General features: G+C 65.5%; 12 protein-coding genes. 10 read left to right on the top strand and 2 right to left on the bottom strand.

Going from position 1 to position 12,627, the window contains the following annotated elements:
• Positions 1 to 173 precede the first annotated feature (173 nt).
• The 5 genes from JL101_RS37110 (at position 174) to JL101_RS17190 (ending at position 5,245) form a co-directional block, all read left to right on the top strand.
• Complete coding sequence (locus tag JL101_RS37110; RefSeq protein WP_203097526.1) at positions 174 to 1,109, top strand: metalloregulator ArsR/SmtB family transcription factor; 936 nt, start codon at positions 174 to 176, stop codon at positions 1,107 to 1,109.
• A gap of 91 nt (positions 1,110 to 1,200) precedes the next feature.
• Positions 1,201 to 2,220: an ArsJ-associated glyceraldehyde-3-phosphate dehydrogenase gene (locus tag JL101_RS17205; RefSeq protein WP_203097525.1), complete on the top strand. Its 1,020-nt coding sequence runs from the start codon at positions 1,201 to 1,203 to the stop codon at positions 2,218 to 2,220.
• 10 nt (positions 2,221 to 2,230) lie between these two features.
• Positions 2,231 to 3,493 (top strand): organoarsenical effux MFS transporter ArsJ, encoded by a 1,263-nt coding sequence (arsJ, locus tag JL101_RS17200; protein ID WP_203097524.1) that lies wholly within the window; start codon positions 2,231 to 2,233, stop codon positions 3,491 to 3,493.
• 18 nt (positions 3,494 to 3,511) lie between these two features.
• Entirely contained in the window at positions 3,512 to 4,633 is a 1,122-nt protein-coding gene (gene arsB / locus JL101_RS17195; protein WP_203097522.1) for an ACR3 family arsenite efflux transporter, read from the top strand.
• Positions 4,634 to 4,735: 102 nt separating this feature from the next.
• Positions 4,736 to 5,245 carry a DoxX family protein gene (locus tag JL101_RS17190; protein ID WP_228434905.1) on the top strand — a complete coding sequence of 170 codons (510 nt, stop codon included), beginning with the start codon at positions 4,736 to 4,738 and terminating at the stop codon, positions 5,243 to 5,245.
• 60 nt (positions 5,246 to 5,305) lie between these two features.
• On the opposite strand, the gene JL101_RS17185 is transcribed toward JL101_RS17190, so the two are convergent.
• Positions 5,306 to 6,352, bottom strand: coding sequence for a glutamine synthetase beta-grasp domain-containing protein (locus JL101_RS17185; protein WP_202679012.1), 1,047 nt, complete (start codon positions 6,350 to 6,352; stop codon positions 5,306 to 5,308).
• A gap of 436 nt (positions 6,353 to 6,788) precedes the next feature.
• Here JL101_RS17185 and JL101_RS17180 point away from each other — a divergent pair, with 436 nt between their 5' ends.
• The 4 genes from JL101_RS17180 to JL101_RS17165 all read left to right on the top strand — a co-directional run bounded on the left by JL101_RS17180 (position 6,789) and on the right by JL101_RS17165 (position 9,919).
• Positions 6,789 to 6,986 (top strand): DUF2735 domain-containing protein, encoded by a 198-nt coding sequence (locus JL101_RS17180; RefSeq protein ID WP_203097521.1) that lies wholly within the window; start codon positions 6,789 to 6,791, stop codon positions 6,984 to 6,986.
• A 182-nt stretch (positions 6,987 to 7,168) separates the two neighbouring features.
• Positions 7,169 to 8,617, top strand: coding sequence for an amidohydrolase family protein (locus JL101_RS17175; protein WP_203097520.1), 1,449 nt, complete (start codon positions 7,169 to 7,171; stop codon positions 8,615 to 8,617).
• A gap of 151 nt (positions 8,618 to 8,768) precedes the next feature.
• Positions 8,769 to 9,458, top strand: coding sequence for an SDR family oxidoreductase (locus JL101_RS17170; RefSeq protein ID WP_203097519.1), 690 nt, complete (start codon positions 8,769 to 8,771; stop codon positions 9,456 to 9,458).
• A gap of 227 nt (positions 9,459 to 9,685) precedes the next feature.
• Positions 9,686 to 9,919: an RNA polymerase sigma factor gene (locus JL101_RS17165; protein ID WP_203097517.1), complete on the top strand. Its 234-nt coding sequence runs from the start codon at positions 9,686 to 9,688 to the stop codon at positions 9,917 to 9,919.
• 41 nt (positions 9,920 to 9,960) lie between these two features.
• Here the strand turns inward: JL101_RS17165 and JL101_RS17160 are convergent, their stop codons facing one another.
• Positions 9,961 to 10,155 (bottom strand): anti-sigma factor family protein, encoded by a 195-nt coding sequence (locus JL101_RS17160; protein ID WP_203097516.1) that lies wholly within the window; start codon positions 10,153 to 10,155, stop codon positions 9,961 to 9,963.
• Positions 10,156 to 10,702: 547 nt separating this feature from the next.
• Here JL101_RS17160 and JL101_RS17155 point away from each other — a divergent pair.
• Positions 10,703 to 12,499 carry a calcium-binding protein gene (locus tag JL101_RS17155; RefSeq protein WP_203097515.1) on the top strand — a complete coding sequence of 599 codons (1,797 nt, stop codon included), beginning with the start codon at positions 10,703 to 10,705 and terminating at the stop codon, positions 12,497 to 12,499.
• Positions 12,500 to 12,627 lie beyond the last annotated feature (128 nt).

Below are 12,627 nucleotides of genomic sequence, written 5' to 3'. Positions count from 1 at the left end.
CCCGTTGTCCTGGTCCGCGCACGGATGTGCCGGAACGGCAGTGCCGCCACCGTGCCACATCGGGGCACGACGTGCGAAGCCCGCAAGTTCATGATCGGGTTCCGCGGCGGCCCGCCGGACGCGCGGCGATTTCCCGCTTGCGCTCCGGCCCATATTTCGATAATTCTCGAATCATGGATACGAAACACGCCATCGCCACCCTGTCCGCGCTCGCCCAGGAAACCCGCCTGGATGTCTTCCGCCTGCTGATCAGGGCGGGCGGGGAGGGCATGCCGGCCGGGGAGATCGCGCGCACGCTGGGAGTGCCGCCCAACACGCTGTCGAGCCATCTGGCGCTGATGTCCAACGCCGGTCTCGTGACCTCCAGCCGGGTCGGCAGGTCAATCATCTACAACGCGAATTACGATGGCATGCGGGACCTGCTGGTCTTCCTGACCGAGGACTGCTGCCAGGGAAATCCCGAAGTCTGCAGCCCGTCGCTGCAGGCGCTCGCCGCGGCCGCCTGTCCTCCAGACCGGCGCGGGGCGCGCCCGAGCCTAGCCGAACCCGCAGCATGGAGTGCTCCGATGTCAGAACGTCCAAGCCTGGAGAGACCCTACAACGTCCTGTTCCTGTGCACCGGCAACTCGGCGCGCAGCATCATGGCGGAATGCGCCATGACCCGCTGGGGGCAGGGCAGGGTCAACGCCTACAGCGCCGGCAGCCAGCCGCGCGGGGCCGTGCATCCGAAGGCGATCGAGCTGCTTAAGCGGCTGAACTACAAGACCGATCATCTCAGGTCGAAGAACTGGGACGAGTTCGCCGCACCCGGCGCGCCCGAGCTGGATTTCGTCTTCACCGTCTGCGACAGCGCGGCCAGCGAACCCTGTCCGGTGTGGCCCGGTCAGCCGATGAGCGCCCACTGGGGCGTCGAGGATCCCGTCGCTTTCGTCGGGTCGGACGACCGGGTCCAGAAGGTCTTCAAACGCTCCTACCTGGAGCTCGAATGCCGGATCAAGATCTTCACGAGCCTCCGGCTGGAGGCGCTGGACAAGCTCAGCCTGCGCAACCGCCTCGCCGAGATCGGCAAGATCAAGCTGTCCGAGGAAGAGGTGGCCGCCGCCGGCTGATCGCCGGGCAACTCCGCGCCTAGAGCTTCTATCAAGATACTGTTTCGTTTCAGGACGGCCCGTCCCTGGGGGCGGGCCGGAAAGGTGTACCATGACCATCCGTGTCGGCATCAACGGATTCGGCCGCATCGGGCGGCTTGCCTGCCGGGCCGCCGTAGACCGCGGCCTGCTCGACATCGTCCATGTCAACGAGGTGAAGGGCGGCCCGGAAACGGCCGCCCACCTGCTGGAGTTCGACAGCGTCCAGGGCCGCTGGCCCGTTCCGGTCGCCGCCGAGGACGGAGGCATCCGGATCGACGGCCGGCGCATCGGCTTCACCGACCATGGCGAGCCGGGCGGCATCCCCTGGGCCGACCTGGGCGTCGATCTGGTGCTGGAATGCTCGGGCAAGTTCGTCACGACCGGGACGGTGACCCCGCACCTGGATCGGGGCGCCCGCAAGGTGGTCGTGGCGGCGCCGGTCAAGACACCCGGCGCGCTGAACGTCGTCATGGGCGTCAACGACCATCTGTACGAGCCGGACGCGCATCATGTGGTTACCGCCGCGTCCTGCACGACCAACTGCCTGGCACCGGTCGTCAAGGTGATCCAGGAGAAGCTCGGCATCCGCCACGGCATCATCACCACGATCCACGACGCGACCAACACCCAGGTCGTCGTTGACGCGCCCCACAAGGACCTGCGGCGCGCCCGCTCGGCGCTGATGTCGCTGATCCCCACCTCCACCGGCTCGGCCACGGCGATCGGGCTGATATATCCCGAGCTCCAGGGCAAGCTGAACGGGCTGGCCGTGCGGGTGCCCCTGCTGACCGGCTCGCTGACCGACTGCGTGTTCGAGGTGGCCCGGGCGACCACGGCGGAGGAGGTCAACGCCTTCCTGAAGGAGGCTGCCGACGGCCCGCTGAAGGGCATCCTCGGCTTCGAGTCCCGACCGCTGGTGTCGATCGATTTCTGCGGCGACACCCGGTCTTCGATCATCGACGGCCCGTCCACCCTGGTGGTCGACGGCACCGCCGTGAAGATCTTCGCCTGGTACGACAACGAGATGGGCTACGCCCACCGTCTCGCCGAACTGGCGGCCAAGGTGGCCGGCCACCTGAAGCAGAATTAGGCGGGCGGACATGGGCGGAACCCTGCGCGACTACGCCATCGTCACTGCGGCATACTGGCGCTTCACCCTGACCGACGGCGCCCTGCGCATGCTGGTCCTGCTGCATTTCCACACCCTGGGCTTCACGCCGTTCCAGCTGGCGTTCCTGTTCGTCCTCTACGAGTTCTTCGGGATCGTCACCAACCTGATCGGCGGCTGGATCGGGTCGCGGCTGGGACTGCGGATCACGCTCTATGCCGGGCTGGGACTCCAGGTGGCGGCGCTGGTCATGCTGTCCCTGCTGGACCCGGAGTGGCAGTTCGCCCTGTCCGTCGCCTACGTGGTCGCGGCGCAGGGGCTGGCCGGCATCGCCAAGGACCTCACCAAGATGAGTTCCAAGAGCGCGATCAAGCTGGTGGTGCCCGCCGGCGCCGAGGGCACGCTGTTCCGCTGGGTGGCGCTGCTGACCGGCTCGAAGAACGCGCTGAAGGGGGTGGGCTTCTTCCTGGGCGGCCTGCTCCTGTCCACCTTGGGCTTCGTTCAGGGGCTTTGGCTTATGGCCGCGGTGCTCGCCCTCGTGCTGGTCGCGGCGATGGTGCTGCTGAGGGGGGATTTCGGGAAGTCCAAGGCGAAGGCCGGGTTCCGCAGCCTGTTCGCCAAGTCGCCGGAGATCAACATCCTCTCGGCGGCGCGGTTCTTCCTGTTCGGGGCGCGCGACGTCTGGTTCGTCGTCGGTGTGCCGATCTTCCTCTATGCCCAGCTCGGCTGGACCTTCGCCCAGGTGGGCGGCTTCCTGGCGGCCTGGGTGATCGGCTACGGCTTCGTGCAGGCGGCGGCGCCGGCGATCGTCCGGCGCTCCACCGACGGCACCTCCTCCGAGGTGCGGGCCGCCCGCCTGTGGGCGGTGGTGCTGGCGGTCATCCCGCTGGCGCTCGTCGGGGCGCTCCGGGCCGGGGTCGACCCGACCCTGGCGGTCATGGTCGGCCTGGGCCTGTTCGGCGTCGCCTTCGCGGTGAATTCCTCGCTGCACTCCTACCTCATCCTGGCGTTCACCGATGCCGACAAGGTCGCGCTGAACGTCGGTTTCTATTACATGGCCAATGCCGGCGGGCGTCTGATGGGGAGCCTGCTGTCGGGCCTGACCTACCAGTGGTTCGGCCTGGCCGGCTGCCTGCTCACCGCCGCGGGACTGGTCGCGGTATCGGCTGCGCTCGTGCTGCTGCTGCCGACCGGCGCCCATGTGGACGCGACCTATTCCGCCCGGCCGGCAGGTGCCGTTCCCGACGGCGACTAAAGGAGATGTTTCAACATCATGTCCGCTCAATGCGACATCACTGCCCGGCGGTCCGCCGGCGCGCCCCTGGGTGCTTTCGAACGTTATCTCAGCGTCTGGGTCGCCCTGTGCATCGGTGCCGGCATCGCCCTGGGGTTGCTGATGCCGGGCCTGTTCGGTTTCCTGGCGGGGCTGGAGGTCGCCTCGGTCAACCTCGTCGTCGCGGTGCTGATCTGGGTGATGATCTATCCCATGATGGTGGCCGTGGACTTCTCGTCCCTGCGCCGCATCGGCGAGCGGCCCAAGGGGCTGGTGATCACCGTCGTGGTCAACTGGCTGATCAAGCCCTTCACCATGGCCGGCCTCGGCATCCTGTTCTTCGAGCTGCTGTTCCGCGACATGGTGGATCCGCAGGACGCCAAGGAATACATCGCCGGCATGATCCTGCTGGGGGCGGCGCCCTGCACCGCGATGGTCTTCGTGTGGAGCCAGCTCACCCGCGGCGACGCGACCTACACGCTGGTCCAGGTCTCGCTGAACGACATCATCATGGTCATCGCCTTCGCGCCGATCGTGGCGCTGCTGCTGGGCGTGACCGACGTCATCGTGCCCTGGCAGACCCTGATCCTGTCGGTGGTGCTGTACGTGGTCATCCCGCTGGCGGCCGGCTATGCGACCCGCCGCGCCCTGCATGCCGCGGAGGACCCCGATGCCGTGACGCGCTTCACCGGCCGGCTGAAGCCCTACACTATCGTCGGCCTGCTGGCGACCATCGTGCTGCTGTTCGGTTTCCAGGGCCGGACCATCGTCGAGCAGCCGTTCGTGATCCTGCTGATCGCGGTGCCGCTGCTGGTCCAGAGCTATGCCATCTTCGCGATCGGATACGCCTGGGCCTGGGCCTGGCGGATACCGTTCGCGATCGCCGCCCCCGCGGCGCTGATCGGCACCTCCAACTTCTTCGAGCTGGCCGTCGCGGTCGCGATCAGCCTGTTCGGCCTGGACAGCGGTGCCGCTTTGGCGACCGTGGTCGGCGTGCTGGTGGAGGTGCCGGTGATGCTGTCGCTGGTGGCCCTGTGCAACCGGACCCGCGACCGCTTCCCCGAAGAGGTGGCGGAATCTGTGCGGGCGCCGGTCGGGCCGACCGGATTGTCCCGCCATTGAACCCGATCTTCCGCAAACGGTTGCGCCAACCGGTCTGTTGACGGAGACGGCTTCACTCTGTTGGAGTGAGAAACATCCTGATCCGGGGTCATTCAGCAGGAATTGGAGCCGAACATGGCGAGATATGACGAGGGCATTGCGCCGCTTCCCAGGGCGGAAGTGGAAATTTCAGGAGACAGGTTGACTGCCGGTTGGCAGGACGGGCTGTTGCTCATCGGCCGGGTGGCGATCGGCGCGATCTTCCTGGACAGCGGTTTCTGGAAGGTGATGGAACTGTCGGCGTTCACCGCACGGATGGAATCCATGGGCGTGCCGGCCGCCTCGATCGCCGCTCCGCTCGGGGCCTTCGTCGAGTTCTTCGGCGGGCTCGCCATCATCCTCGGCGCATGGACCTGGCTGGCTGCCCTCCTGGTGGCCGCCTTCACCGTCGTCGCCACGTACATCGCGCATCGCTTCTGGATCATGCCGCCGGAGCAGATGGCCGCGCAGCAGACCCAGTTCATGAAGAACCTGGCGATCACGGGCGGCCTCCTGGCCTTCGCCGCGGCGGGGCCGGGCCGCTTCAGCATCGACGGATGGCGGTGGCGCCGGGAGAACGGCCGGTACCTGTAGCACCGCGCGCCGGGAGCGGGTCGCGGCGTGGATGTGAGATTTCCACGCCGCGACTGAAGCTCAAGCGGCGGCCGAAACGTCCGCTTCGGCGCCCGTCGGGACGGTCGCGACGGTCTTCAGGATCTGGGAAGCGATCTGGTACGGGTCGCCCTGGGAGTTGGGGCGGCGATCTTCCAGATAGCCCCGGTACCCGTTGCGCACGAAGCTGTGCGGCACCCGGATCGAAGCGCCCCGGTCGGCGATGCCGTAGCTGAACGTATGGATCGACTGGGTCTCGTGCTTGCCGGTCAGCCGCATGTGATTGTCCGGACCATAGACCGCGATGTGGTCGTCCTTCGCCGTCTCGAAGGCGGCCATCAGCTTCTCGAAATACTCCTTGCCGCCGGTCTCGCGCATGAAGGCGGTGGAGAAGTTGGCGTGCATGCCGGAGCCGTTCCAGTCGGTCTGGCCGAGCGGCTTGCAGTGGTACTCGATGTCGATGCCGTACTTCTCGGTCAGGCGTTCCAGCAGGTACCGGGCGACCCACATCTCGTCGGCGGCGCGCTTGGAGCCCTTGCCGAAGATCTGGAATTCCCACTGGCCCTTCGCCACCTCGGCGTTGATGCCCTCGTGGTTGATGCCCGCGGCCAGGCAGATGTCGAGATGCTCCTCGACGATCCTGCGCGCCACGTCGCCGACCTTGCTGTAGCCGACGCCGGTGTAATAGGGACCCTGCGGCGCGGGATAGCCCGTCTCCGGGAAGCCGAGCGGCCGGCCGTTCTTGTAGAAGAAGTATTCCTGCTCGAAACCGAACCAGGCGCCCTCGTCATCCAGGATGGTCGCCCGCATGTTGGACGGATGGGGGGTCTCGCCGTCGGGCATCATGACTTCGCACAGGACGATCGCGCCGTTCTTGCGCTCGCTGTCCGGGAAGATGCGGACGGGCTTCAGGACGCAGTCGGAGCTGCTGCCCTCCGCCTGCTTGGTCGAGCTGCCGTCGAAGCCCCACAAGGGAAGCTGATCGAGCGTGGGGAAGTCTGCATATTCCTTGATCTGCGTCTTGCCACGCAGATTCGGGACCGGAGTGTACCCGTCGAGCCAGATGTACTCCAGCTTATACTTGGTCATTGCGGGTCTCTCGTGAGGTGTTGACGTTTGTTCAGGACCGGTGCGGCGCTTCCTGCCACCGGGGGCAAGCGCGCTCACCGGCGCGTGGTGTCCTTTTGCAGTTCGCATGCCAGTCGGCCCGACGGTCGCGCGCGGGGGCGCGGGAGGGCGGACCGCCGTTCCGGGCGGACGGGTGCCGGCACGCCTCGGATCGGTCGGGATCGTGGCAAATCCCGCCGAAAATCCGGGTCCGGGGCTCCGCCGGCCCTGTTGCGGCATTGCTTGCCGAACCGATGCCAAGGAACTGGGCAAATAACGATGTGCCAACAAAATAGGCAGAGAGTGATTTTAAATGAAGCTGTTTGCACAAAAGGGTGCAAACCCTGGGAGTGCGACATAATATACTCGGTACGGCAGCAGCCTGATTTTGGGGGCCAGTCTTAAGGAGCTGTAAACTATGACCACGAACCCGGGTTTCCGATCTGCCACGATAATCAAGTTCCCGCTGAAGAAGAGTGCGCAGTTCCGCAGCTTCGCCGAAGAGGCGAGGGCGGCTGCCGATCCGGCGTCGATGCCGGTCCTCGACACCGCTTCGGGCAGCGGCTGGTACCATGAGGCGGCGATCCGGGAAGCGGAGCAGAACGCCAAGCGCTGAGGCGTCCGCCCGCGCGGCATCGGCCGGTCTCGTGCCGAATCCGATTGCCGGAAGAAGCCGCCGGCCTGGAAACGCACGAAACCAGCTTCAGATCCGAGGGGAGACGATGCCCGTCATCATCTCTCGAAAGGTCAGTGATGCATTGTGACTGCTGCAGTTTTCCAGGTCCGCGCCGCCTCGCGGTGAGCCGCCGCTCCTTCCTGGGCGGTCTTGCGCTCGGCACGGCGCTGATGCCGTTCCGCTCGGCCCTCGCCCAAACCGGCACCGTCGGATCCGGCCAGCTTCTCCACCAGTCCCCCCGGCGGGGCGAGTTCATCATCCGCGGAGCCCACGTGCTTACCCTGGAGGCCGGCGCGGACGATGTTCCCGAAGGCGACGTCCATGTCCGGGACGGGGTGATCGTCGCCGTCGGCAAGGATCTCGCCGCGCCGTCCGCCGAGACCATCGACGGCACCGGCTTCATCGTGGCCCCCGGCTTCGTCGACACCCACTGGCATATGTGGACGTCGCTGATGCGCAACATGGCGACCGGCACCCAGGGCAACGGCTATTTCCAGGTCGTGTCGAAGATCGGGGCGGCGTTCGATCCCGAGGACATGTACATCGCCACGCTGCTGTCGGCCGCCGAGGCGATCGACGCGGGCATCACCACCGTCCATGACTGGTGCCACAATATCCGCACGCCCCGGCATGCCCGCAGCGACCTCCAGGCGCTGGCGGACAGCGGGATCCGCGGCCGTTTCTCCTATGGCCCTTATCGTCCGCTGTCGCCGCAGCAGCCGCTGGACGTCGCCGACTTCATACGCCTGCACGACCAGTGGCAGGAGTTCGGGAACGACGGCCTGCTCTCCCTCGGCCTCGGCTGGCGCGGCGTCCAGGCCGTCGCGACTGATGGCGGCGAGAGCCGCATCGTCCCGGTCGAACCCGCTGTCTATCGGGCGGACTACGATGCCGCGCGGGAGCGCGGGCTGCCCATCACGCTGCACGCCAACTCGACCCCGGCCGACCACGGGCACGTGGCGGCACTGGACCGTCTCGGCCTGCTGCACGAGGGGTTCCAGGTCGTCCACGCCACGCACGCCTCGCCCGCCGAGATCGCGATGCTGGCGGACCGGAAAGCCGTCCTGACGGTTTCGCCCTATTCCGAAATGACCATCGGCTACGGCATCCCGCCGATCAAGGCGTTCCTGGACGGCGGCGTCACGACCGGGCTGTCGGTCGATACGACGCCGCTGACCGGCAGGGCCGACATGCTGGAGGTCATGAAGATCACCCACAACCTGTTCAACGGCCAGGCGGAGCGGGAAGCCGGCATGACCGCGAGGCGGGCGCTCGAGCTCGGCACGCTGGAAGGCGCCCGCTCGCTCGGCCTGTCGGATCGCGTCGGGTCGATCGCGGCCGGAAAGCGCGCCGACCTGATCATGATCGCCACCGGCGGGCTCCATGCGGCGCCGACGACCGATATCGCCCATCTGGTTGTCCATTCCGCCCGCCCGGCGGACATCGACATGGTCATGGTCGACGGGCGCATCCTCAAGCGGAACGGCAGGCAGACCTCGATCGACACGGCGGAACTGGTGCGCCGTGCCACCGAGGCCAGCCTCAAGGTCCGGGGCAGGGCGGCGGGCTGAACGGTTTCCGTTCACCGGCGCCATGTTCCCGGATGGCCGGAGCTTCAAGCCCGACCGGGAAAGGAGAGCCCGGAACAGGTCTCCGCGCCCGCGCGTTCCACCACGGCGGCGCCAGAGGGCGCGGAAACGCTTCGACAGCAGGAGACACGACATGCCCGACGCCAAGGTCCTTCTCATCACCGGAGCCTCCAGCGGCATCGGCGCCGCGACGGCCCGTGCCGCCGCCGGGAACGGATGGAACCTCGTGCTGGCGGCCCGCTCCGCCGACAAGCTCAAGACGCTGGTCCGGGAAATCGGGGAGGATCGCGCCTGCGCCGTGGCTTGCGATGTCACCGACTTCCAGGACCAGCAGCGGATGGTGGATACCGCCGTCAAGCGGTTCGGCCGCATCGACGCCGTCTTCGCGAATGCCGGCGTCGGGGGCGAGCCGGGCGGCTTCTCCGGGGCGCCCCCGGAGAGCTGGCGCAGGATGGTCGATGTCAACATCCTCGGCGTCGCCTACACGCTCCGGACGGTTCTGGAACATGTCAAGGAAGCGCGCGGACATGTGGTGATCACCGGGTCGGTCGCGGGGCGGCGGGTGCTGGCCGGGTCGATGTATGCGGCAACCAAATGGGCCGTCTCGGCCATCGGCTACGCCCTGAGGGAGGAAGTGCGCGGCAGCGGCGTCCGGGTCACGCTGATCGAGCCCGGAATGGTGAACACGCCCTTCTTCGACGATCCCAAACCCGACGCCCTGCAGCCGGAAGACGTCGCCCGCAGCGTCATCTACGCCCTTTCCCAGCCGCCCGGCGTGGATGTTCACGAATTGACGATCCTGCCGACACCGCCCGTGCAGTAGCCGACGGCAAGCCGAGGCGCCAGGGGTGCCACCGTTCCGTCGTCCCCTTGCTGAACCTGTCCTGAACGCATACCGCCGACATGCTTCGGAGAATGCCATCGGATTAATCTGTCGAGATGGCGCCAAAGTTTCTAAATATATTTCCAAACCAGGGAATACCTGTGTATCAATGACATTGAATTGTTGTTCAATCGTTTTATGTGCTGGTCTGGCCCGGACGGAAGATAATGAGCGACGTGATGGAGAGACCGAGCAAAACCCAGCGACATCCATCGTCATCTCAGCAAATCAAAATGATGGTGGGGAAGTTGCCTGCTGAAGAACGGGAAGTCCTCCTGCTCGTGTGCGTGCAGGGCATGAGTTATCAGGATGCCGCCCATGAACTTGGCATCTCGACCGTCGCGGTCAAGGATCGTCTGCTTCGTGCCCGGCTGGGGCTTATCCGCAAACTTGATTTGTAACGACCGTCGTTTCTCGAGGACGGGAATGGGCGCAAGGCCGTTCAGACGGGTTCGTCGCCGTCCTCTTCATACGCTGCCCTGATCAGCCTGCTCAGTTCACGGATCTGCGAGATCCGGTCGTTCACATCCGGATTTCTGGAGATCAGTTCCTCGACCAGTCGCCGCTGGTCCTCGTCCAACTCGCCATCCACATAGGCGAACAGCAAGATATCCTCAGCCTGTTCTTCGATTTCCACACCACTCACCCCTGCAGATGCCGGATCGGTCGGATACCCAGGTCCTTATTCATAAAGCGGTTCCCGTGGGAAGTGGGATACAAAAAAATGATAAAATTCTGCGCAATTATGGTTAATGAGTTGTTAATAACTCCCGGCCGATGATGACCACGGCGCGATGCGGTACCGCGCTCAAACCTCGCACTGCCCCGCGCCTTCCCAGGCGCGGGGCCTTTCTGCGTCGTCTTCCCCGACCGCCGATCTCCTGAACCCGAAATCCCGCGTTACTCGAGGTGCCGCCATGAAAGTCGGCATTTTCGGAAGATTTGCGCAAACCGGCTATAGACGAACCGGCAGTGTCGAACGGACATGCTGATGTAGATGCCGATATTATGGTTAATTGAAAAATCGATAGAGGTATTTTTAACCCCTGCGACGCACCCTGACGGAACCATTTATTCTGTTTCAGGTGTTCCGCATGTCTCAAAGTCCGGCGAAACGTTGGGATGCTCCGGTTCTCAAGCCGAACCACACTGTGATTGACCTGAGCAAGACAGGCTCGCGAACCGTGTGGACCTTCGACAAGGACGAAGACGTTCTCTTCATCGCTTCGGACGAGGTAAGGACGCTGGACCGGCTTCAGACGATCGGCGGCAACAACATCGTCCTGATCGGCGGCAAGTTCGAGCCCAAATCGCACGGTTCCGCGGCAGGCACACTCAACTTCACCAAGGTGAACGGTTCGGTCTATGTTGAGGGCGTGCATATCGACCATCGGCATGCCGGCGGGAAGGACGCGATCAATTTCTACAGCGCCGCCGGCAAGCGGGCCGACTTCATCCTGCAGAACTCCCTGATCGAGAACGTCAAGGGGAGCTATTACGGGATACACGGCGACGTGTTCCAGCCCCAGGGGCCGGTCGGCGATCTCAAGTTCTACAACGTCACCGGCACGACCACCTACCAGGGCCTGTTCCTTCAGCCAAGGGACCCGATCGGATCCGTGACCCTCGAAAACGTCGAGATGCGGAAGCTGCCGGGCGGCGATGCGAAGTCGTGGCTGTACTACTTCTCCCAGCCCGGCGACCATAAATACCCGGTCTCCTTCAAGAACGTCCTGGTGACGGAGCAGCCCGGCCAGAGAGCCGAGTACAACTCGGTCTACCCGTCGGCCTGGCTGGACGGTGCGGTCCGCAAGGGCGACGCCATAACCTTCCCGAACCATCCCTATACCGGGTCGATCAAGGTTGGGACGGGCGGATTCGTTTCGGCGGGGGAGGTAGGGCTGAATTTCGACCGCTCCGGCTACGGCAACGGGGAACTGTCCTCTTCCGGCGCCTTCCGCGGCACCGCCGCCGCCGACATTTTCAAGGGTGACTACGACCGGGATCTGGTCGACTACAGCTGGGTGAAGTCGGGCGTCGTCGTCGATCTTTCCCTCGGAAAGGCGAGCGGCGGAGGCGGAAACGACCGTCTGAGCGGCATCGACAACGTGATCGGCTCGCCCCACGCGGACCGCCTGATCGGCGACGACGATCCCGGCGTGCTTGTCGGCAACGCGGGAAACGACACCCTGATCGGCAAGGGAGGCGCCGACCACCTGTCCGGCGGCAGCGGGAACGATCTCCTGGACGGCGGGACGGGCGCCGACAAGATGATCGGAGGGGCCGGCGACGATACCTTCATCGTCGACAGTTCCGGCGACCGAACAGAGGAGCATGCCGGGGAGGGATGGGATACCGTCCTGTCCTCGATCTCCTGGACCTTGGCTTCCGCGGTCGAGAACCTGACGATAACCTCCCCGGGGGGAGCCACCGGCCGGGGCAACAGGGAAGCCAACACCATCCGGGGCGGTGACGGTTCCGACAATCTTCACGGCCTCGAAGGCAACGACCGTCTAATCGGCGGCAATGGCAACGACCATCTGTACGGCGGCAGCGGCGCCGACACCCTTCACGGCGGCGCCGGCAAGGACATCCTCAAGGGCGGCGATGGAAACGACGTCCTGACGGGGGGAGCGGGCATGGACCGGCTCTACGGCGGAAGCGGGGCGGACGGTTTCGTTTTCGAGACGACCAGGGACAGCCCTCCCGGCTGGGGTCTGCGGGACAGCATCCTCGATTTCCAGCGGGGCTCCGACCGCATCGACCTGACCGGGATCGACGCCAACACGGCGGCTGGCGGAAACCAGGCCTTCACCTTCATCGGCGAGGCACGACTCGCCAAGGTCGCCGGCCAACTCGCCTGGTCCAAGGTCAAGGACTTCAAGCTCGTACAGGGCGACGTGAACGGTGACGGCTGGCCGGACTTCGAGATCCAGGTCCACGGCATCGCGGCGGTCGAGAAATCCATGTTCCTGCTCTGATCCGGCGAGGCCGGCCCGGTCGGTGGATTCCGGTGATGCCCGCGGGATCTCCTTGCCGCCGGACTCCGGACCAGACCCGAAGAGAAGTGACGACGCATCGGTACATCACCTAACTTCAGGTTGACCTT

This window comes from Skermanella rosea, assembly GCF_016806835.2.
GTDB classification, from domain to species: Bacteria; Pseudomonadota; Alphaproteobacteria; order Azospirillales; family Azospirillaceae; genus Skermanella; species Skermanella rosea.
This window is presented reverse-complemented; position numbering and strand designations above follow the sequence as displayed.

What these genes read in the sequence shown, in the direction of transcription:
- JL101_RS37110 (WP_203097526.1), top strand. Translation starts at nt 174, where the DNA reads ATGGATACGAAACACGCCATCGCCACCCTGTCCGCGCTCGCCCAGGAA.
- JL101_RS17205 (WP_203097525.1), top strand. Translation starts at nt 1,201, where the DNA reads ATGACCATCCGTGTCGGCATCAACGGATTCGGCCGCATCGGGCGGCTT.
- arsJ (WP_203097524.1), top strand. Translation starts at nt 2,231, where the DNA reads ATGGGCGGAACCCTGCGCGACTACGCCATCGTCACTGCGGCATACTGG.
- arsB (WP_203097522.1), top strand. Translation starts at nt 3,512, where the DNA reads ATGTCCGCTCAATGCGACATCACTGCCCGGCGGTCCGCCGGCGCGCCC.
- JL101_RS17185 (WP_202679012.1), bottom strand. Translation starts at nt 6,352, where the DNA reads ATGACCAAGTATAAGCTGGAGTACATCTGGCTCGACGGGTACACTCCG.
- JL101_RS17180 (WP_203097521.1), top strand. Translation starts at nt 6,789, where the DNA reads ATGACCACGAACCCGGGTTTCCGATCTGCCACGATAATCAAGTTCCCG.
- JL101_RS17170 (WP_203097519.1), top strand. Translation starts at nt 8,769, where the DNA reads ATGCCCGACGCCAAGGTCCTTCTCATCACCGGAGCCTCCAGCGGCATC.
- JL101_RS17165 (WP_203097517.1), top strand. Translation starts at nt 9,686, where the DNA reads ATGAGCGACGTGATGGAGAGACCGAGCAAAACCCAGCGACATCCATCG.